The organism is Candidatus Accumulibacter aalborgensis, from assembly GCF_900089955.1.
Classification (GTDB): Bacteria; Pseudomonadota; Gammaproteobacteria; order Burkholderiales; family Rhodocyclaceae; genus Accumulibacter; species Accumulibacter aalborgensis.
Genome location: NZ_FLQX01000035.1, coordinates 156,351 through 175,146, shown reverse-complemented (window position 1 = coordinate 175,146; position 18,796 = coordinate 156,351). Strand labels below are relative to the sequence as shown.

Genomic DNA, 18,796 nt, shown 5'->3' with positions numbered 1-18,796 from the left:
ACGAGCCCTTTTTCCTCCAGTGAAGCGCAAAGCGCGGGGTTGTTGCAGTATTCGCGGTAGTGATACGTGACAGTAACCGCCAATCAGAGGTGCAGATAGCCCATCGCACCGACCAGCACGCCGAGACCGGTCGCGCCACAGACGCCGAACAGCATCCAGCGCTTGCGCGTCAACAGTGTGATCGCGGCCATGGCGATGGCGATCTGGAGCAGCGTCGTGGCCAGTGCCCAGCGCTCATGCACATGCATTTCGAGATCGCTCTTGTGGTCCGCCTCCTTGGCGACGGCTTCGAGCTTGTCGGCCTCGACCTTGATCTCCTCCTTCTCCTTCTTGTAGCGCTCGACGGCCTGGACGTACTTCTCCCTCGCCTCGCCGGTGGTCAGGACGATAGACAACTCGGCGAGGTTCTGCTTGTTGCTCTTCGCCTGATAATAGTTCCACTGATTCGAGGCGGAAGTCTTCTGGATCGCCGCCTCGTTCTTGTAAAGCAGGGCGGCATTCTGCGAGTGGCCGCCGAGGTAGCCAAAAATGGCGCCGACGGTGGACAACACGGCGGTCAAGACGGCGACGCGTGACGTGAAGGTGTCACCGCCATGCTGGGCGACGTGCTCGACTTCGTGATCGTGCGGGCCATGCACGTGGAAACCGTGATCTGACATCTGTCCTTCTCCTCCATTCGGTTGGCGTTGATGATCCGGGCGCGAATTGTACACTAGCGGTACACCAGCGGCTCTACAGCAGCGCCGCGGCGATGGCTTGTAGGGCGGCCAGACCGCCGGCGGCGATTGACACGCCCTTGCCGGATGTCAGTTGCGGCTCTGTCGGGTTGATGCGGATCACTTGCCCTTGTACGCGCTCGCCCATCAGACGGACCGTCGGAATGTTCGTTCCCGCTCCGACTTCGATCACCAGCAGGGTTTCCACGTCTCGCAGCCAGGCTTGCAGGCGGACATCCTGGGCATCGCTGCGTTCGCTGAGCCATCCCCAGTCGCCGAACATCAGGATATTCGGGCGGGCGAGCGACTGGCAGAGCGGGAATCCCGAGGTCAGCAGGCAGTGTTCGTCGTCCAACTGTGGCTGGAAATCGTCGGCTGGCCAGATGCCGCTGTGGCAGCCATCGAGGCACTGCAGGTGATGGATCGAGCGGTGGCATTCACTGATGCGCTTTTCGTCGAAGCCGGCTTTTCGAAACTGGCCGTCGACGTTGCTGGTGAACACGAAGGCGCCGTTCGGTAGACTCTCGCCGATCCGGCGCAGGATGGCAAAGCCTTCGTGTGGAACGGTGTGGCGGTAAAGATTCAGCCGATGCCCGTAGAAGCCCCAGGCGAGGCGGGGCCTGGACGCGAAAGCGGCGGGATTGGCGATCTGTTCGAAAGCGATGCGCGCTCGGCCAAGTGCCGGGTAAGCGCGCCAGAAACCCTGCGGACCACGAAAATCAGGCAGGCCGGAATCCACTCCGATGCCGGCGCCGGCGGTGATCAGCAGGCCATCAGCCGCGCGGATCAGTTCCGCGCAGCGCGGGTAGTCGGCGGTCAATTACAGCCCCCGCGCCCAGGCTGGCCGCAGCGGTGCGGCGTCCGGGTCGATGATCGCGCGCAGCATGGGGTCCTGGACGGTGTCGAAAAGGGCGAAGCGGCGAATATTAACGCGCTTTCGCGCCTTCCTTCTGCTCCGCATCGCTTTCGTCCGCTCTCTCGTGGGGTAGAACAGATGTTCGTGTCACAATGAGTCTTGGCCCGTTCAGACCCTATATTCCTCTACTCATCATGTTCAGGAGCAAGAAGGCATGACTTCTTGGCTAAAACTCGTCCTGTGCCTTGCGTTAATCGGCGTCGCTGGCTGGCACCTGTCCAGGAACGGCGAGATCATCGCCGAGAAGACCGGCCTGTCGGCCTCCTGGGTCGGGCTGATCCTGCTGGCCACCGCCACGTCGCTGCCGGAACTGGTGACCGGGCTCTCCGCAGTGACGGTGGCCAGCGCACCCGACATCGCCGTGGGTGACGTGCTTGGCAGTGCCGTCTTCAATCTCCTGATACTGGTACTGCTCGACGCTCTCTACCGGCGCGAGACGCTCTATACCCGCGCCGCCCAGGGGCATATCCTGTCCGCCGCGCTCGGCGCGCTGCTACTGGCCTTCGCCGGCTTCAGCGTGCTGCTGGAGCGCAGCGGATTCAGTCCGGCGCTGGCCCATGTTGGCGCCTACTCGCCGTTCATGGTCGCCATCTATCTGGTATCAATGCGTGTCGTCTATCAGTACGAGCAGCGTACTGTTGCCGATTTCGTGGCAGAGCAGGCTCAAAAATACGCCAGCGTCACCTTGCGCGGGGCGATCATCGGCTACGCCGTGGCGGCAATCTTCATTGTTGCTGCCGGCTCGTGGCTGCCCTTCGTTGCCAAAGATATTGCCGAGCTCATGGGTTGGGGCCAGAGCTTCGTCGGCACTTTGCTGGTGGCCGCCATCACGTCGGCTCCGGAAGCGGCCGTCACGCTGTCGGCACTACGCCTTGGCGCAATTGATATGGCCATTGCCAACCTGCTCGGCAGCAACCTGTTCAACGTTTTGATTCTCGCCATCGACGACATCGCCTTTGTCCACGGCCCCTTGCTGGCCTCGGTCAGCGAATCGCATGCACTCACCGCGCTGACCGCTGTGATGATGTGCGCGCTGGTCATCGTCGGGCTGATCTTCCGTCCGCGCGGCCGAATGCTGTTGGGAATGACCTGGATCAGCCTCGGCCTGTTCGCCCTCTATGTCATAAACACCTGGATCATCTTTGCCCATGGACATTGAACACCGCCCCTGGCACGCTCTTTCAACGTCCGCCGCGGCGCGCGCGCTGGCTGTTATTCCAGCCGAAGGCTTGAGCACGACCACGGTGGCCGAACGCCTCGCCGAGCACGGTGAGAACAAGCTGGTCGAAGCCGTCCCACGGCTTGTCTGGCTCAAGTTTCTGGACCAGTTCAAGAATTTTCTGGTGATCGTGCTGTTGTTCGCGGCGGTACTGGCCTGGGCGATCGGCGATATCAAGGATACGGCGGTGATTCTGATCGTGGTGCTGCTCAACGCCGGCCTCGGGTTCTGGCAGGAACATCGGGCGGAACGTACCCTGGAGGCACTCAAGGAGATGCTCGCGGCGCGTGCCCGGGTGCGGCGCGACGGCCAGGTGTCGGACGTCGACGCGGGTCAACTGGTGCCGGGCGACATCGTCTTGCTGGAAGCCGGCGACCTGGTGCCGGCCGACGGGCGGCTGCTGGCCGCCCACAACCTGGAGGTGGAGGAAGCCGCGCTCACTGGCGAATCGCACGCCGCCGGCAAGAGCACGGCGGAACTTGACGCCGAGAACCTGCCTCTGGGCGACCGCCTCAATCTGCTCTTCATGAATACGGTGATTACCCGTGGTCGTGCCGAATTGTTGATCACCGAGACCGGCATGTGCACCGAGATGGGCAAGCTGGCGGGAATGATCGCCAGCGCGGCGGAAGGGGCAACCCCGTTGCAACGCCAACTGAATACGCTGGGCAAGAAACTGGCCGGCATCGCCGTGCTTGTCGTCACGCTGATTTTCGTGGTCGATTCCGCTCGTGGCCTGCCGTGGACCGAGGCAGCCATAACCGCTGTTGCCCTGGCGGTCGCCGCCATTCCCGAGGGCTTGCCGACGGTGGTTACGGTAACGCTGGCCATCGGCATGTGGCGCATGGCAAAGAACGGCGCCATTCTGAAGAAGCTATCCGCCGTCGAAACACTGGGCTCGACCACGGTCATCTGTTCGGACAAGACCGGTACCTTGACCATGAACCAGATGACTGCCCGTGCCGGCTGGTTTGCCGGGCAAGGTTTTTCGGTCAGCGGCGAGGGCTACCAGGCGGACGGCGCCCTGTTGACCGCCTCAACCGTGCCGGACCTGCGCCCGCTCCTGCTGCCGATGGTGTTATGCACCGATTCCCGCGTCCGCGACGCCCGATTGATTGGCGACCCGACCGAAGGGGCTCTGTGGGTCCTGGCCCAGAAGGGCGGTCTCGACCCGGAAGCCGAACAGGAGCGTCAGCCGCGCATTGCTGAAATCCCGTTCGACTCGGCCCACAAGTTCATGGCCACCTTTCACCCTGCCGGCGACGCGGTGGCAATGCTCGTCAAGGGCGCCCCGGACGTGGTCCTGGCACGGGCTTCCCGGTGGCTCGCTGCGAATGGCGAGCAGGCCATGGACGAGGCGTCCCGCAGCCTGATCGAGTGCGAGAACGAAGGTCTTGCCAACCAGGCTTTGCGCGTTCTCGCCGTGGCGCAGCGGATCATTCCAGCGAAGGATTTCGACGCGGCGGGTGATCTGATGACTTGGGCCAAAGACTGGACTTTCCTTGGCCTTGCCGGCCTGATGGACCCGCCAAGGCCAGAGGCAAAAGCGGCAATTGCCCTGTGCCACGAAGCAGGAATACAGGTGAAGATGATCACCGGTGACCACAAGGCGACGGCAGCCGCCATTGCGCGCGAGTTGGGCCTCGCCGGTGAAGTGCTCAGCGGCGCCGAACTCGATGCGCTGGACGAAGCTGCGCTGAGCTCTCGCGTCAATGCCATCAACGTGTTCGCTCGCGTCTCACCGACGCACAAAGTGCGCATCGTGCGTGCCCTGAAGGTCGCCGGGCATGTTGTTGCCATGACCGGCGACGGAGTGAATGACGCCCCAGCGCTCAAGGCTGCCGATATCGGCGTGGCGATGGGGATCACTGGCACTGCCGTGACCCGCGAGGCTGCCACGCTGGTCCTCACCGACGATAACTTCGCTACCATCGTGCGTGCGGTAAGGGAAGGCCGCGTGATCTACGACAACATCGTCAAGTTCGTGCGCTTCCAGTTATCAACCAACATCGGCGCGATCCTCACCGTCCTCGCCGCGACGCTGCTGGGCTGGCCGGCGCCCTTCAGTGCAATCCATCTCCTGTGGATCAATATCATCATGGATGGGCCGCCGGCCATGACTCTGGGCGTCGAGCCAGGCCGTCCCGGGCTCATGCGCGACAAACCACGGTCGCAATCGGCGCAGATTCTCGGCGGCGAGCGCCTTCTGCGGCTCGCGCTGTACGGCTTGACGATGATGGTCGGCACCCTGTTCATGTTCCAGCATGGACTCGCGGTGCACGACCAGCGCTACGCGCTGACCTTGGCGTTCACGAGCTTTGTGCTGTTTCAGTTCTTTAACGTCTTCAACGCGCGTGCTGAATACGGCAGCGTCTTCAGCGCCAGCTTCTTCGCTAATGGCAAGCTCTGGCAGGCCATGGCGGCGGTGTTGGCGTTGCAGGTCCTGGTGGTGCATTGGCCCCCGGCGCAAACAGTGTTCGAGACCGTTGATCTCACATGGCAGGACTGGGGCCTGGCGATAGCCGTCGCCGCTTCGGTCGTGTTGCTCGATGAAGGGCGAAAGTTCCTGTGGAGGCTTTTCCCGAACAAACTGCCCACCGAAGACGGCCAGCGCAAGTGATTGTGCCGCCCGAGGCTTGGTTGGTTTTCCCTGGATGACCGGCGGCAGCCGTGCGGGTCACCCGGCGAGGTTGCCGGGCACTTTGTCAGGACAAAACCCTCTTCAAGTGCGGTCACTGGTGGTATCTCTGCCTTCCAGTCGGTGCGCGGTCTGCTGCTCCATCAGGCTTCCGGCGCAGTCGTCGAGCGGGGCGCAGCCTCGGGGCCCAGGCGCACCAGTGCGTAATCCGTACTGCGCATCCCGCGCAGCAGCATGTCCGTCTGGTCCGTGGAGATGCCCAGCGCTTCGAGGCTTTGCGCTGCCAGGCGCAGGCTGGCCTCCAGTGTCTCGGGAAAGGCATGGCTGACGCCGACCTGGTGCAGGGCGTCGCAGGTGACCAGGTCGCGAGCGCGGGCGACGATCGTCATTTGCGGTACGTGCGAACGGATCAGCGTCGCCGCGCGAATCGCCGTAGGGCCGTCGTCGATGGTCAGGATCACCAGGGCGACGCGGTGCAGAGAGGCGTTGCCAAGCAGTTCCGGGTCAGCGACATCGCCATAGAACACCGGATGGCCCTCGCTGCGCCACCGGGCGACGAGGGCTGCATCGGTGTCGAAGGCGACGTAGGGAATGTCGCTGCTGGCGAGGATGGTGCCCACCGTATGGCCGACGCGGCCGTAGCCGGCGATCACCACCTGGGTTTCGGTTTCGTCGCTCTGGGCTTGATAGCGCGAGTCCTCGTGAGTTTCGGTCGCTTTCTCGGCTGCCCATATCGCCAGCCGGTTGCCGAGCTTGGCCAGCAGCGGCGTGAGCAGCATGGTCAGCGAGATCACCGCGACGGCCATCACGAAGACCTGATCATCGATGACGCCGAGGGCCTTGGCAGCGCCGAAGACCACGAAACCGAATTCACCGCCCTGCGAAAGCAGGAAGGCGACCCGGAAGGCAGTGCTGCGTCCGGTGCCGAAACACAGGCACAGTCCGTAAAGCACGACGACCTTGATGACGATGATCGCGAGTACCGTCAGGGCGACTTGAAATGGCTGCTGGGCGACTGCGCCGACGTCCACCGACATGCCGACGGCAACGAAGAAGAGGCTCATCAGCAGACCCTTGTGAGGTTCCATTGCGGCCTCGACCTGCAGGCTGTAGCGCGAGGTCGACAGCATCATGCCCATCAGGAAAGCGCCCAGCGCCATCGACATGCTGGCGCGGTCCATTGCCCAGGCAGCAATGAATACCGCCGCCATGGCGACCAGGAAGAAGGCCTCGCGGTTGTGCCGGCGGGCCAGATAGTCCAGAATCCGCGGCACGACATAGCGGCCGCCGACAACCACCAGAGCCACCATCGCGACGGCCGCGCCAATCTGCTCCCACAACGGCACCTCCTTGGGCAAGGGGCCGGTGTCGGCGAGGATGGGCACCATGGCCAACAGCGGCACCACGGCCAGGTCCTGCATCAGCAGGATGGCGAAAGCGGTCTGACCGTGCGGGCTGGCGATTTCACCCTGATCCTGGAGCATCTGGATCACGAAGGCGGTGGACGAGAGGGCGAAGCTGGCGCCGATCAGCAGTGCAGTCGACCAGTTTGGCTGGAAAAGTCTGAAATAGGCGGCGATGAACAGCGCCGAGAGGACGATCTGCAGCGAACCGAGACCGAACAGCGTCCGCCGCAGCTCCCACAGGCGGCGCGGCTTCATCTCCAGACCAATCAGGAACAACAGCAGCACCACCCCAAGTTCGGTGAAGTGGCGGACACCATCGACCTCGGTGGTGACGAAAGGCCCCGGCGTATGGGGTCCGACGATAACCCCGGTGACCAGCAGGCCAAGGATCGAACCGAGGCCGAAATGCCGGAACACGGCGACGGCGATCGAGGCGACGACGAGCAGCAGAACGGCTGAGTAAACGAAAGAGTGAGGGTCCATGGTCCGCCTTGGCCTAGTCGAAGTAGCTGCGCGCCGTTTCGAAGCGCTGCGCATAGTAACGGGCGCCCAGTTGATCGATGCGTACCCGGCCGTTGCTCGACGGGGCGTGCACGAAGCGCTCGTCGCCAATATAGATGCCGACATGCGAGAACGAGGCGTTGCGCGTGTTGAAGAAAACGAGGTCACCGGGGCGCAGGCTGGCACGCTCGATCGGGTGGCCGCGACTGGCGATGTCGGCGGCGCTGCCGCTCACCTTGATGCCGGCGGCGCGTCCGTAGATATAGGACACCAAGCCGCTGCAATCGAGACCCGCTTCGGGGTTCTTGCCCCCGAAGCGGTAGCCTGTATCGATCAGGCCCAGAGCGAAGATCACCACCTCGTGAGCCTTGGGGTTGCTCGCCGGGCGATCGATACGCGTCGCCGGTAGTGGGCGATCAGGCTGCGGCGGCGGCGTGCTGCCGCAGCCTGCCAGAAGCAGCGAGACGAGGTAGGCGATGAGGAGAGGTGCACGCATGGCGCATAGTATAAACTCCTCCTTTTCAGATTTTGCGAGATTGTCATGCATCTTGGCGATCCACGTCGGCTGCGCTTGAACTGTCATGCCGGCGGTTGCTGGCAGACCGATGATGACGATGGCACAGGAGTCGTCAAGTTCCGCTGTTTCAGCCCGGTCTGAAGCGGCGAGCGCGATAGATGACGCTGTTCGTCGTGCTGTTGGCCAGCGGCCTGATCATCGCGGCGATCGTCTGGTGGCGGGCGCTGCTCAGGCAGCGTGCCAGGTATATCGACAGCTATCCTTACGCGAAGTATCTCGACCGGCGACTCGCGGCGCGACGGCCGGAGTTGACTGCCGCCCAGCGGAAGCGGGTCTTCGACGGCCTGCGCGAGTATTTTCAGCTTTGCCGCGAGGCAGGCAATCGTCTCGTGGCCATGCCGTCGCAGGCGGTCGACGATGCCTGGCACGAGTTCATTCTGTTCACCCGCCAGTATCATCAGTTCTGTGACCGCGGGCTCGGCCGTTTTCTGCACCACACGCCGGCCGAAGCGATGCGCACGCCGACCGACGCGCAGGATGGCATCAAGCGCGCCTGGCGGCTGTCGTGTCGACGTCAGGGGATCGATGCCCAGGCGCCGAAGTCGCTACCGACTCTTTTCGCACTCGACGCCACGCTCGGCATTGTCGGTGGCTTCGTCTATCGGCTGGATTGCCTTGCCGCGCCGACCGGTAGCGACTTCTGCGCTGGCCACATCGGTTGCGGTGGCAGTTGTAGCGGCAGCACTGGTGGCAGCGGCGACAGTAGCGGCGGTGACAGTAGCGGCGGTGACGCTGGTGACGGTGGTGGTTCCTCCGGCGACGGGTGTGGCGGCGGCGGAGGGTGCGGCGGCGACTGACGCCGCCGCTGGCGCGCGATCAGACGCCGTGCTGTTTGAACCACGCGTGCAGGCGCCACCAGCCATCCTCGGCTTCTTCCTTGCGGTAGCTCGGTCGGTAATCGGCGTGAAACGCGTGCGGTGCGCCGTCGTACACATGGATTCTCGACGCTTTGCTGGCCGGATTCGCGGCGACGGCAAGCGCCTGGCGCATCTCTCTGACGGTGTCGGGGGGTATCCCCGGATCGGCGCCACCGTATAGCCCCAGCACCGGCCCGTGCAGGCTGGCAGCGACGTCGAGCGGTTGCTTTGGCGTCAGTTCACTGGTCTGGCCGACGAGTCTGCCATACCAGGCGACTCCGGCCTTGACCTGAGGGTTGTACGCTGAGTAAAGCCAGGTAATCCGTCCTCCCCAGCAGAAGCCGGTAATTCCCAGCTTCGCCGTGTTGCCGCCATTGGCCCGCGCCCAGGCCACGCAGGCGTCGAGATCGGCCATGACCTGCGCATCCGGAACCTTGCTGACCACTGCGTCGAGCAGTTCCTGCACGTTGCTGTACTGCCGCGGGTCGCCCTGTCGCGCGTAAAGCTCGGGGGCAATGGCGAGGTAGCCGAACTTGGCCAAGCGACGGCACACGTCCTTGACGTAGTCATGGACGCCAAATACCTCCTGCACGACAAGGATTACCGGCCAGCCGCTACCCGTTGCCGGCTGCGCTTGATAGGCAGGCATTTCGCCACCTGCCGCAGGGACGCTGATTTCGCCGGCGACGAGGCCTGCGCTGTTGGTGGTGATCACCGTTTGTGCCGCCACCGGTTGTACGGACAGCGCAAAGCCGGCACCGAGGGCGGTGACGATGAACAGACGGCGGCTCAAGGGAAGGGCTGGCACGAGACTATCGAAATCGGTCGTGTCGGTCACTGAACTCTCCTGTGTGGGCTGTAGGCCTTTCTCGTCAGGGGTCTTGCGGCGAGGAGTCTCCGCGCAGCGCCACAAAAAAGAAGAAGCCACCGCTGACAGATGGCCGTCAGCGGTGGCTTCAAGAGGAAGAGCGCTTACTTGCCGCCGATGACGCCGGCTTCATTTGCTGCGGTATTGCCCTTGCCAACTGCGACCGCCGTCGCACCCGTCTGTTTGGCCTTGATGTTGGTGTTGCCCTGGATCTGGGTGCCACCCTTGATGGCGCCGGCCGTGTTCTTGGCCGTGTTGTCTTTGCCTACGGCAACAGCGGTGACGTCTTTCTGTTCTGCCGTGATGTTGGTGTTGCCCTGGATCTGGACAGCGTTCGGGTTCGTTGTGCTCTGGGTCTTTTGAGCAAAAGCCGCGGTGGACAAAACGGTGGCGAGAGCGATGAAAGCGATTTGTGCGCGCATGGTATTTCTCCTCTAGATTAGAAAGTGGGTGTTACCTATTTACCGCCGAATACACCTGCTGAGTTTATTACCTTGTTATCGTTGCCAACGACGCGCCCCCCAAGTATTGGTGAAGTCGAGTATCTGGCTGAAACAGACCTGATTCCTGTCTCGACTTCGGGGAGCACTTTAGCCTGTTTCTGCTGCGTCGTACTTCGCTTAACGACGCATGTTCGAGTCGGTTGACTGCCAGGGGTCAATAATTTCGACCATCGATCTGCAGTTGTTCCGGGTCGACACCATCACCTGTCTATAGCCAGAGGCTGGAGCAGATCACGGTAGCGTCAGGCCGATGGTCAGCATCATGCCCGCCCCGCCGAAAAGCACGAGTTCGGAGCAAACGCGGTTATAACAATAACCCATCGACGGCACGATGCCGGGCGCGTAGCCAGTACTGTTGTACGGGATTTTGTCCTGGTACTCGCCCGTATAGCCGTGCACCACACCGGCGGTCAGCTTCAGGTAGAAGGGCTGCGCCTTCTCGATCGGCCGCCACAGCAGACCACCATAGACATACTGGGAATTCTGGCTGTAGGAGTTGTCGAAGAACGCTGCACCGACCAGCCACTGGCCATCGAGCCAGCTTTCCTTCAATCGCCATTCGAGGTTGATGAGGTGCTGCGAATTGTTGTGCTCGGGGTCCGGGTTGAAGTGCACCGTTGCGACGCTGGTCTGAAAATAGAACCTGTCGGTGCGCCACGGTTCCGGGGCCTCCCAGGGCGACGGCACGTCCGTCCGGGCCGGGGCCGGAGCCTGCGCCATAACCGGCGGCGCAGCGAAGGTGGCCATTGCCAGCCAGCCGAAAACTTGGCGAAAGAAGCACGCTGCCGACCGCCCTGAGCGATGGGCGCATCTTCGGTCGGCGACACGAAAGGCGCGTATCGCAAAGGGATAGGACGCGCTTGACTTGCGGCAGATAACGCCCATTTCGGAAGGCCCCAGAACAGAAAGGCGAGAGCGTACCATGGTGATCGCTCGTTTGTCGCGCCTGCGTACCACGTGCAGGCGTCGTGGCAACCATCAAGGCGAGTGCAAGACGACAAATGGACGTAAGATAGCCCACTCGACGTTTCGGGAGCATCGGCCATGGTCCGCAGACTGGGTTTTTCCTTCTTTGTCCTGCTTTTCGCACTTTCTGTTCGCGCCGACGTGGTCGATATCGACAACGCCGAACTGGCACGTCTGAGCGCCGCCGGGGTGCCGGTGATCGATATCCGTACCGAAGGCGAATGGCAGGAAACCGGGATCGTCGCGGGCAGCAAGTTGCTCACCTTCGTTGATGAGCGTGGTCGTACCGATTCGCCCGCCTGGCTGGAAAAGGTACGCGGCGTCGCGGGGCCGGACCAGCCGGTGATCCTCATCTGCCGCAGCGGCAAGCGGACGAAGGCGGCAAGCCGGGTCCTGTCGCAGGAGGCGGGTTACGGCAAGGTGTACAGCGTCCAGGGTGGCATTCTCGCCTGGGCGAAGGAGGGGCGACCGATGGCGCCAGCGCCCAGCGCTCAGGCGACCTGCGCGGCCGGCGCCCGCTGCTGAAATTGCTGGACCGTGTCGACGAACCCTGTCGATGACTATTTAACCGTATTGACCGTGCCGCCACGCTCTCAGGAAGCTTCAGGGCTGGCTGCGGAACCGCTGATGCCAAACACCTGTTTCCGGATACGGAACAACTCATCGCGCGCGGCGGCAGCTTTTTCGAAATCGAGGTTCTTGGCGTATTCGAGCATCTCCCGCTCGATCCGTTTCAGTTCCCGAGCCAGTTGTTTCTCGCTCATTGCTTCGTAACTGGCCTGCTGCTGGGCAGCCTTGAGTTGCCGCTGCGTATTGTCTGCATCATGGACGCCGTCGATGATATCCGTGATCCGCTTGCTGACGCCCTTCGGGATGATGCCCTGCGCTTCATTGAAAGCCATCTGCTTCAAGCGCCGCCGTTCCGTTTCGGCAATCGCGCGGCTCATCGAGCCGGTAACCCGGTCGCCATAGAGAATGGCCGTGCCGTGCAGATGGCGCGCGGCGCGGCCGATGGTCTGTATCAGCGAGCGCTCGGAGCGCAGAAATCCCTCCTTGTCGGCGTCGAGGATCGCCACCAGGGAGACCTCCGGGATGTCGAGCCCCTCGCGCAGCAGGTTGATGCCGACCAAAACGTCAAATTTTCCTAGCCGGAGATCGCGAATGATTTCGACGCGCTCGACGGTGTCGATGTCCGAGTGCAGATAGCGCACCCGCACCTCGTGTTCGCCGAGGTAGTCGGTCAGCTCCTCGGCCATTCTCTTGGTCAGCGTGGTGACCAGGACACGTTCGGCGAGCGCGACGCGCAGCCTGATCTCCGACAGGAGGTCATCGATCTGCGTCGACGCGGGGCGAACGATCAGCACCGGGTCGACCAGGCCGGTCGGGCGAACGACCTGCTCGACGACCTGGCCCTGGTGTGCCTCTTCGTAGGCTGCGGGGGTCGCCGAAAGGAAGATCGTCTGTCGCAGCAGGGCCTCGTATTCCTCGAACTTCAGCGGCCGGTTGTCCAGTGCCGACGGCAGACGGAAGCCGTAGTTGACCAGGTTCTCCTTGCGCGAGCGATCACCCTTGTACATGCCGCCAACCTGGGGAATCGAGACGTGCGATTCGTCGATGAACATCAGCGCGTCGGCCGGAAGATAATCGATCAGGGTGGGCGGCGGTTCACCGGCCTGGCGGCCCGACAGATGGCGGGAATAGTTCTCGATGCCCTTACAGAAGCCGATCTGGTCAAGCATTTCGAGGTCGAAGCGGGTGCGCTGCTCGATGCGCAGCGCCTCTACCAGGCGACCTTCGCTGTTCAAAACGGCGACCCGTTCAGTCAATTCGTGCTTGATCTTCTCGATCGCTCGCAGGACCGTCTCGCGCGGCGTGACGTAGTGCGATGACGGAAAGACGGTGAAGCGCAGCAGCCGGCTCTGCAGATGCCCGGTCAGGGGGTCGAAGAGCTGCAGGCCTTCGATCTCGTCATCGAAAAGCGAGATGCGGATCGCCTGTTCGGCGTGCTCGGCCGGAAAGACGTCGATCAGGTCGCCGCGAACGCGAAAGGTTCCACGGCGGAAGTCGGTTTCATTGCGCTCGTACTGCATGTCGATCAGGCGTTTGATCACTTCGCGCTGGCCGATGTGGTCACCGATGCGCATGGTGAGGATCATCTTGTGGTACTCGTCGCGGTCGCCGATGCCATAGATGCACGAGACGGTGGCAACGATCACACAATCGCGGCGTTCGAGCAGGCTCTTGGTCGCCGACAAACGCATCTGCTCGATGTGCTCATTGATCGACGAATCCTTTTCGATGTACAGGTCGCGCGCCGGAACGTAGGCCTCCGGCTGGTAGTAATCGTAGTAGGAGACAAAATACTCGACGGCGTTGTCGGGGAAGAACTCCCTGAACTCGGCATAGAGTTGGGCGGCCAGCGTCTTGTTCGGTGCGAGGACCAGCGCTGGACGGCCCGTGCGCGCGATCACGTTGGCCATCGTATAGGTCTTTCCCGATCCGGTGACCCCGAGCAGGGTCTGGAACGAAAGCCCATCGGCGAGTCCTTCGACCAGCCTGCTGATCGCCGTCGGCTGGTCGCCGGCCGGCTGGAACGGTTGGCAGAGACGAAACGGGCTACCCTCGAAAGTGACGGAAGGCGGTTTTTCGGCAGAGCGGACGCTGTATGGCATGCTAGAATTTTACGTGGTATCGTGCTCTCTCGCCCATTTAGGAAACACCCATGCCCGCTTCCGCTTTCGCTGCCGTCGAAATGGCTCCACGCGATCCAATCCTCGGTCTCACTGAATCGTTCAACGCCGACACTCACGCGACCAAGGTCAACCTCGGGGTTGGCGTGTACTTTGACGATAGCGGCACGATTCCGCTGCTCGCTGCCGTCAAACAGGCTGAGAAGGCTCGGCTGGAAGCCATGCCGTCGCGGGGCTATCAGCCAATCGATGGTCCTGCCGCCTATAACCAGGCCGTGCAGAAGCTGCTTTTCGGTCAGGACTCGAGCTTGCTCGAAGAAGGCCGTGTGCTCACCATCGAGGCCCTGGGTGGTACCGGCGCGCTCAAGGTCGGCGCGGATTACCTGCGGCGGCTGCTGCCCGAGGCCACGGTCTTCATCAGTGATCCGAGCTGGGAGAACCATCGCGCTCTTTTCGAGTATGCTGGTTTCGCGGTCGAGACCTACCCCTACTACGATGCGGCGACCCGTGGCGTCAACTTTGCAGGCATGAAGAGCGGACTGAGCGCTTTGCCGGCCGGATCGATCGTTGTTCTGCACGCCTGTTGCCATAATCCGACCGGCGCCGACCTCGACGAAGCGCAGTGGCGCGAAATCATCGACGTCCTCAGCGCACGCGGCCTGGTCGTCTTCCTCGACATGGCTTATCAGGGTTTTGCCGATGGCATTGACGAAGACGCACTGGCGCTCAAGCTGCTGGCGGCTTCCGGCCTGCAGTTCCTGGTGGCGAGTTCGTTTTCCAAATCCTTTTCGCTCTATGGCGAGCGTGTCGGTGCGCTGTCGGTGGTTACCGGCAGCAGGGACGAGGCAGCACGCGTGATGTCACAGATCAAGCGCGTCGTCAGGACCAACTACTCCAGCCCGCCGACGCATGGCGGAGCAGTGGTCACTGCCGTTTTGTCCAGCCCGGACTTGCGACAGATGTGGGAGGACGAACTTGGCGAAATGCGCGGGCGAATCCGCGCCATGCGCGTCAGCCTGGTCGACAAGCTGAAAGGCAAGGGGGCGAGCCAGGACTTCTCGTTCATCGCCAGGCAGCGCGGCATGTTCTCGTATACCGGGCTGAGCGTCGAACAGGTTGACCGCCTGCGTGACGAATATGGTATCTACGCGGTCGGCACGGGCCGGATCTGTGTCGCGGCGCTCAATACGCGCAACATCGACTACGTGGCCGACGCGATCGCCTCCGTGGTGGAACAGCGTGCCCCCGGCTGATCGACGACGGTCACGGACCTGGCCGTGAAAGTCGCCCTGGCGACGCACGACGATCACTTGATCAGGGCGACGGCGTCTGTAGCTGCGGGGACTTCAGCGGCCCGCTGATGGTGACCTGTTTGGCGGTATGGTCGGCGTGTCCGCGCATCTGTACGTCCATTCGGCCCCGCAACTGCAGATCATGGCTCACTTCGAGCTGGCCGGTCGATTGCATCAGCCCGGCGTTCAAGACCAGGCGGGAGAGTCGATAACTGGTCGGCGTCAGCCTGAGCGCACCGGATAGCTGCTCAAAGCGTGTCGCGCCACCCAGCGTTGCGGGCGTCGCTGAAACCCTGCGCACGGCCTCGGGAAGGTCGATACCGCCCAGGGAGCCACGGGTCATCGTCATCTCGCCGTCGGCGTACAAAGCGGAGAGGATGTCGGACCAGGTGTCCGACGTGGCAGCGAATTTCACTTTTCCGTTGACATTGCCTTCGAACTGTCCGCCAATCCCCAGTGCCTCGCCGAATCGTTTCGCACTGATCCGTTCAAACGAGATCTCGCCAGACATCGAGCGTTGGCGGTCTGCGCGCAAGACCGCGGCACCTTCAGCCAGTCCGCCGAAGATGCGCATCTCCACGTGGTCGATGGTGAAAGTACTCGCCCGAATCTCTCCTTTCAGGGTCAGAGAGTCAAACAGGTACGGCGACTTGGGTGATGGACGCCAACCGAGACCCTCGATCTGAACCGCGAGACCCTCGTCGATCGGTTTGGCCTCGAGCTGCAGGCTGTGGTCCGCCGAATGCAGGGACACGGTTTGCAGAAGCCCATCATGCGGAGAAAGTCCGAGTTCACCCCTCATCTCACCCGTGCCAAGACCCGCGAACGAGACGTCCGCCTTGTCAACCGTCACGCGCAGTGCGCCCGTGCTGGCGGATTCCCGAACCGCGGAAGCAAACATCCGCGAAAGACTGGAGATGGCCGCTGCAGACAACTCGATGCCGCTCAGATCGATCTCGCGGAAGAGTACGTTTGATGATAGCAGCGTGCTGAAAACCGGTTGCAGGCGCAGTTCAGCGATGCGAATCTCGCCGGCGTCGCCCAATTGGACGCTGCCGAGCAGAAGACCGGGCCTGGGGTAAAAGCTGACGCGCAGGTCATCGACTTTTACCGGCTGTCCGGCGTGCAGCGCCAGTGCAGCTTCCACTTCCGGCAAATAGCGCGCATAGGGGAAGAGCATGGCGACAAGAAAGAGCAGCGCCGACAAGGCCACTGCACCGAGCACCACGGTCAACGGCCAGGCCAGATGCCAGCCGCGCCCGCCACGACGGATCGCCTTGAGATCAGGCAAATCCGTTGCCGTACCCGAGTGCGTGCGGGTCATCAGACGCGCAAGACGGGAGAGTGTCTTCTCTGCGCTGGCCGGCGATGACGCGGCCAGCTCGTCGTCCTGCTGATGTACGGTGTCGGAGTGGGCGCCGGAGTGGGACGGAACTTGCGGCAATGAGGATGGCGAGAGCGAACTCTGCCTGGCATGGTCGGGATTTAGGCGAAGGATCCCTGGTGCCCCGCTGTCTGACGGCCGTGACTGTACCAATGCCGATTCGTCGCGGTTGCCAAAGGTCGAGAATTCGGACGCCAATCGTTGGTCATCAGCCTTTGCGTGCCTGCCGGATTTGTCCCTGCGGCCCCAGAGCGGGTCTCTTTCGGCTTTGCGCTCGATAAAGCCATCGTTCTCGAGTACGATCAGCGCGTTCTGGGTCAGTTGCGCATTGCCCGTCCGGTTGCATAATTCGGCTACCGTGGCGTTGCCGTCGACGAGAATCAGCACCATCCGGATGTTTCTTTGGACGACGCGTGTCCGCTCCTGCATGGCCTTTTCGCCGGCAACGGTCTTGGCGTAGATCAGATCGGGATCAATCAGAGTAGGGTCCATTGCTTCAGCAGCGTCTTGGTGTCAGAGGCAGGGGAGCGTCAGGTTGCAGAAAGCATTGATTGTGCACCTTGTTGGGACACGGGAGAAGTCGAATAATGCGCAAACCCGTGCTCTCTTTCTCGTGCGGATCGCTGATGTCGATTGCTTTGGCCGTACGCTCTCTTCTCTTGCACTACGTGCGTGACCAAAAGGCTTGAATTCAACCCGCTGCATGCGCTAAAATCGCGGGCTTTCTTCCCAAAGACAATTGGAGCGACAATCATGGCGCGTGTTTGCCAGGTGACGGGCAAAGGCCCGATGGCGGGGAACAATGTTTCCCATGCCAACAATAGAACGAAGCGCCGCTTCCTTCCGAATCTGCAGTATCGCCGCTTCTGGATTGAGGGCGAAAACCGCTGGGTGCGCTTGCGCGTATCGAATGCCGGACTGCGCACCATCGACAAGAATGGTATCGACGTCGTGCTCGCTGATCTGCGCGCACGCGGCGAGATCTGACAAGGAGGTCCGCCATGCGTGACAAAATCAAGCTTGAATCGACCGCCGGTACGGGGCATTTCTACACCACGACCAAGAACAAGAAGACCATGCCAGGCAAGATGGAGATCAAGAAGTACGATCCAAAAGCCCGCAAGCATGTGATCTACAAGGAAATCAAGCTCAGGTAGCGCGTCCCGCGCCGGTCTCCTGCTTACTGGGCGGCCTCGACCAGGCGGCGGGAGCGTACACCTTTCGCCAGCATCTCCAGCAGCATCATCGATTCCTCCCATCCCAGGCAGGCATCGGTGATGCTTTTGCCGTACTCGAGCGGCTGACCCGGCACTAGGTCTTGACGTCCTTCAATGAGGTGCGACTCGACCATGACGCCGATGATTCGCTCCTCGCCTGCCGCAATCTGGATCGCCGTGTCCGTGGCCACGGCGATCTGTTGCTTGAAGCGTTTGTCACTGTTGGCGTGCGAGGCGTCGATCATCAGGCGTGCGGCGAGGCCGGCGGCGGCGATTTCCCGGCAGGCGGCGTCGACATGCGCTGCGTCGTAGTTCGGTTCCCGGCCACCGCGCAGGATCACATGGCAGTCCTCGTTGCCGCTGGTAGACACGATTGCCGAATGACCGGCCTTGGTCACCGAAAGAAAATGATGCGGTGACTGTGCGGCGCGGATGGCATCGATGGCGATGCGAATGTTGCCGTCGGTTCCGTTTTTGAAGCCCACCGGGCATGACAGTCCGGAAGCCAACTCGCGGTGCACCTGCGATTCGGTAGTCCGTGCGCCGATTGCTCCCCAAGCGATGAGGTCCGCCGTGTACTGCGGCGTGATGGTGTCGAGGAACTCGGTCGCACACGGCAGGCCCATGTCGTTGATTTCAAGCAGCAGCCCGCGCGCCAGGCGCACCCCTTCGTTGATGCGGAAGCTGTTATCGAGACGCGGATCGTTTATCAGACCCTTCCAGCCAACCGTTGTGCGCGGCTTCTCAAAGTACACGCGCATTACGATCAGGAGATCGTCGTCGAAGCGCGGCACTTCGCTCTGCAGGCGCTTGGCGTAGTCGACGGCCGAATCTACGTCGTGAATCGAGCAAGGGCCAATCACCACCAGCAGGCGATTGTCGGCGCCATGCAGGATGCGGTGAATGTTCTGGCGCGCGCTATAGGTCGTTTGCGCGGCGCGGACACCGACCGGAAACTCGCGAAAGACGTGCGCTGGCGGCACCAGTTCCTTGATTTCCCGGATGCGAATGTCGTCAGTGTTGGGCTTGCTCTGCAAGGTCATGGC

At 62.3% G+C, this 18,796-nt stretch carries 18 protein-coding genes; 7 read left to right on the top strand and 11 right to left on the bottom strand.

The window, feature by feature from the left end:
• Window positions 1-83 precede the first annotated feature (83 nt).
• The 3 genes from ACCAA_RS03895 to ACCAA_RS03885 all read right to left on the bottom strand — a co-directional run bounded on the left by ACCAA_RS03895 (window position 84) and on the right by ACCAA_RS03885 (window position 1,677).
• Window positions 84-659: a DUF4337 domain-containing protein gene (locus ACCAA_RS03895; protein WP_186405926.1), complete on the bottom strand. Its 576-nt coding sequence runs from the start codon at window positions 657-659 to the stop codon at window positions 84-86.
• A gap of 73 nt (window positions 660-732) precedes the next feature.
• Window positions 733-1,536 carry an SIR2 family NAD-dependent protein deacylase gene (locus tag ACCAA_RS03890; protein WP_186405925.1) on the bottom strand — a complete coding sequence of 268 codons (804 nt, stop codon included), beginning with the start codon at window positions 1,534-1,536 and terminating at the stop codon, window positions 733-735.
• Window positions 1,537-1,677 carry a hypothetical protein gene (locus ACCAA_RS03885; RefSeq protein ID WP_186405924.1) on the bottom strand — a complete coding sequence of 47 codons (141 nt, stop codon included), beginning with the start codon at window positions 1,675-1,677 and terminating at the stop codon, window positions 1,537-1,539.
• 109 nt (window positions 1,678-1,786) lie between these two features.
• Between ACCAA_RS03885 and ACCAA_RS03880 the strand changes: the two genes are divergently transcribed.
• The gene (locus ACCAA_RS03880) at window positions 1,787-2,791 is read left to right on the top strand and encodes a sodium:calcium antiporter (RefSeq protein ID WP_186405923.1); all 1,005 of its coding nucleotides are present in this window, start codon (window positions 1,787-1,789) and stop codon (window positions 2,789-2,791) included.
• Window positions 2,781-5,471 carry a cation-translocating P-type ATPase gene (locus tag ACCAA_RS03875; protein ID WP_186405922.1) on the top strand — a complete coding sequence of 897 codons (2,691 nt, stop codon included), beginning with the start codon at window positions 2,781-2,783 and terminating at the stop codon, window positions 5,469-5,471. The genes ACCAA_RS03880 and ACCAA_RS03875 overlap by 11 nt, the downstream gene beginning before the upstream one ends.
• 161 nt (window positions 5,472-5,632) lie before the next feature.
• On the opposite strand, the gene ACCAA_RS03870 is transcribed toward ACCAA_RS03875, so the two are convergent.
• Both ACCAA_RS03870 and ACCAA_RS03865 read right to left on the bottom strand, forming a co-directional pair.
• Window positions 5,633-7,378, bottom strand: a complete 1,746-nt coding sequence (locus tag ACCAA_RS03870; RefSeq protein WP_186405921.1) for a cation:proton antiporter domain-containing protein — start codon at window positions 7,376-7,378, stop codon at window positions 5,633-5,635.
• Window positions 7,379-7,391: 13 nt separating this feature from the next.
• Window positions 7,392-7,892, bottom strand: a complete 501-nt coding sequence (locus ACCAA_RS03865) for a C40 family peptidase (RefSeq protein WP_186405920.1) — start codon at window positions 7,890-7,892, stop codon at window positions 7,392-7,394.
• 179 nt (window positions 7,893-8,071) lie between these two features.
• Here ACCAA_RS03865 and ACCAA_RS03860 point away from each other — a divergent pair, with 179 nt between their 5' ends.
• Window positions 8,072-8,770 (top strand): glycine-rich domain-containing protein, encoded by a 699-nt coding sequence (locus ACCAA_RS03860; RefSeq protein ID WP_186405919.1) that lies wholly within the window; start codon window positions 8,072-8,074, stop codon window positions 8,768-8,770.
• A gap of 19 nt (window positions 8,771-8,789) precedes the next feature.
• Here the strand turns inward: ACCAA_RS03860 and ACCAA_RS03855 are convergent, their stop codons facing one another.
• The 3 genes from ACCAA_RS03855 to ACCAA_RS03845 form a co-directional block, all read right to left on the bottom strand.
• Window positions 8,790-9,668 (bottom strand): dienelactone hydrolase family protein, encoded by an 879-nt coding sequence (locus ACCAA_RS03855; RefSeq protein ID WP_186405918.1) that lies wholly within the window; start codon window positions 9,666-9,668, stop codon window positions 8,790-8,792.
• Window positions 9,669-9,802: 134 nt separating this feature from the next.
• Window positions 9,803-10,120, bottom strand: coding sequence for a hypothetical protein (locus tag ACCAA_RS03850; RefSeq protein WP_245754414.1), 318 nt, complete (start codon window positions 10,118-10,120; stop codon window positions 9,803-9,805).
• 312 nt (window positions 10,121-10,432) lie between these two features.
• Window positions 10,433-10,948: a hypothetical protein gene (locus ACCAA_RS03845; RefSeq protein WP_245754413.1), complete on the bottom strand. Its 516-nt coding sequence runs from the start codon at window positions 10,946-10,948 to the stop codon at window positions 10,433-10,435.
• Window positions 10,949-11,245: 297 nt separating this feature from the next.
• On the opposite strand from ACCAA_RS03845, the gene ACCAA_RS03840 reads away from it, so the two are divergent.
• Window positions 11,246-11,692: a rhodanese-like domain-containing protein gene (locus ACCAA_RS03840; protein ID WP_186405917.1), complete on the top strand. Its 447-nt coding sequence runs from the start codon at window positions 11,246-11,248 to the stop codon at window positions 11,690-11,692.
• A 68-nt stretch (window positions 11,693-11,760) separates the two neighbouring features.
• Here the strand turns inward: ACCAA_RS03840 and uvrB are convergent, their stop codons facing one another.
• Window positions 11,761-13,839: an excinuclease ABC subunit UvrB gene (uvrB, locus tag ACCAA_RS03835; protein WP_186405916.1), complete on the bottom strand. Its 2,079-nt coding sequence runs from the start codon at window positions 13,837-13,839 to the stop codon at window positions 11,761-11,763.
• Between the two features lie 50 nt (window positions 13,840-13,889).
• Between uvrB and ACCAA_RS03830 the strand changes: the two genes are divergently transcribed.
• Complete coding sequence (locus ACCAA_RS03830) at window positions 13,890-15,110, top strand: amino acid aminotransferase (RefSeq protein WP_186405915.1); 1,221 nt, start codon at window positions 13,890-13,892, stop codon at window positions 15,108-15,110.
• A gap of 61 nt (window positions 15,111-15,171) precedes the next feature.
• Here the strand turns inward: ACCAA_RS03830 and ACCAA_RS03825 are convergent, their stop codons facing one another.
• Entirely contained in the window at window positions 15,172-17,025 is a 1,854-nt protein-coding gene (locus ACCAA_RS03825; protein WP_186405914.1) for an AsmA family protein, read from the bottom strand.
• Window positions 17,026-17,286: 261 nt separating this feature from the next.
• Here ACCAA_RS03825 and rpmB point away from each other — a divergent pair, with 261 nt between their 5' ends.
• Together rpmB and rpmG are read left to right on the top strand one after the other, a co-directional pair.
• Complete coding sequence (gene rpmB, locus ACCAA_RS03820) at window positions 17,287-17,520, top strand: 50S ribosomal protein L28 (protein WP_015767233.1); 234 nt, start codon at window positions 17,287-17,289, stop codon at window positions 17,518-17,520.
• 14 nt (window positions 17,521-17,534) lie between these two features.
• On the top strand, window positions 17,535-17,690 hold the full coding sequence (gene rpmG, locus ACCAA_RS03815) for a 50S ribosomal protein L33 (protein ID WP_015767232.1): 156 nt from the start codon (window positions 17,535-17,537) through the stop codon (window positions 17,688-17,690).
• A gap of 23 nt (window positions 17,691-17,713) precedes the next feature.
• Here rpmG and aroG read toward each other — a convergent pair whose 3' ends face one another.
• Window positions 17,714-18,793: a 3-deoxy-7-phosphoheptulonate synthase AroG gene (aroG, locus tag ACCAA_RS03810; RefSeq protein WP_186405913.1), complete on the bottom strand. Its 1,080-nt coding sequence runs from the start codon at window positions 18,791-18,793 to the stop codon at window positions 17,714-17,716.
• Window positions 18,794-18,796 lie beyond the last annotated feature (3 nt).

What these genes read in the sequence shown, in the direction of transcription:
- ACCAA_RS03895 (WP_186405926.1), bottom strand. Translation starts at nt 659, where the DNA reads ATGTCAGATCACGGTTTCCACGTGCATGGCCCGCACGATCACGAAGTC.
- ACCAA_RS03885 (WP_186405924.1), bottom strand. Translation starts at nt 1,677, where the DNA reads ATGCGGAGCAGAAGGAAGGCGCGAAAGCGCGTTAATATTCGCCGCTTC.
- ACCAA_RS03880 (WP_186405923.1), top strand. Translation starts at nt 1,787, where the DNA reads ATGACTTCTTGGCTAAAACTCGTCCTGTGCCTTGCGTTAATCGGCGTC.
- ACCAA_RS03875 (WP_186405922.1), top strand. Translation starts at nt 2,781, where the DNA reads ATGGACATTGAACACCGCCCCTGGCACGCTCTTTCAACGTCCGCCGCG.
- ACCAA_RS03870 (WP_186405921.1), bottom strand. Translation starts at nt 7,378, where the DNA reads ATGGACCCTCACTCTTTCGTTTACTCAGCCGTTCTGCTGCTCGTCGTC.
- ACCAA_RS03865 (WP_186405920.1), bottom strand. Translation starts at nt 7,892, where the DNA reads ATGCGTGCACCTCTCCTCATCGCCTACCTCGTCTCGCTGCTTCTGGCA.
- ACCAA_RS03860 (WP_186405919.1), top strand. Translation starts at nt 8,072, where the DNA reads ATGACGCTGTTCGTCGTGCTGTTGGCCAGCGGCCTGATCATCGCGGCG.
- ACCAA_RS03850 (WP_245754414.1), bottom strand. Translation starts at nt 10,120, where the DNA reads ATGCGCGCACAAATCGCTTTCATCGCTCTCGCCACCGTTTTGTCCACC.
- ACCAA_RS03845 (WP_245754413.1), bottom strand. Translation starts at nt 10,948, where the DNA reads ATGGCCACCTTCGCTGCGCCGCCGGTTATGGCGCAGGCTCCGGCCCCG.
- ACCAA_RS03840 (WP_186405917.1), top strand. Translation starts at nt 11,246, where the DNA reads ATGGTCCGCAGACTGGGTTTTTCCTTCTTTGTCCTGCTTTTCGCACTT.
- uvrB (WP_186405916.1), bottom strand. Translation starts at nt 13,839, where the DNA reads ATGCCATACAGCGTCCGCTCTGCCGAAAAACCGCCTTCCGTCACTTTC.
- ACCAA_RS03830 (WP_186405915.1), top strand. Translation starts at nt 13,890, where the DNA reads ATGCCCGCTTCCGCTTTCGCTGCCGTCGAAATGGCTCCACGCGATCCA.
- ACCAA_RS03825 (WP_186405914.1), bottom strand. Translation starts at nt 17,025, where the DNA reads ATGGACCCTACTCTGATTGATCCCGATCTGATCTACGCCAAGACCGTT.
- rpmB (WP_015767233.1), top strand. Translation starts at nt 17,287, where the DNA reads ATGGCGCGTGTTTGCCAGGTGACGGGCAAAGGCCCGATGGCGGGGAAC.
- rpmG (WP_015767232.1), top strand. Translation starts at nt 17,535, where the DNA reads ATGCGTGACAAAATCAAGCTTGAATCGACCGCCGGTACGGGGCATTTC.
- aroG (WP_186405913.1), bottom strand. Translation starts at nt 18,793, where the DNA reads ATGACCTTGCAGAGCAAGCCCAACACTGACGACATTCGCATCCGGGAA.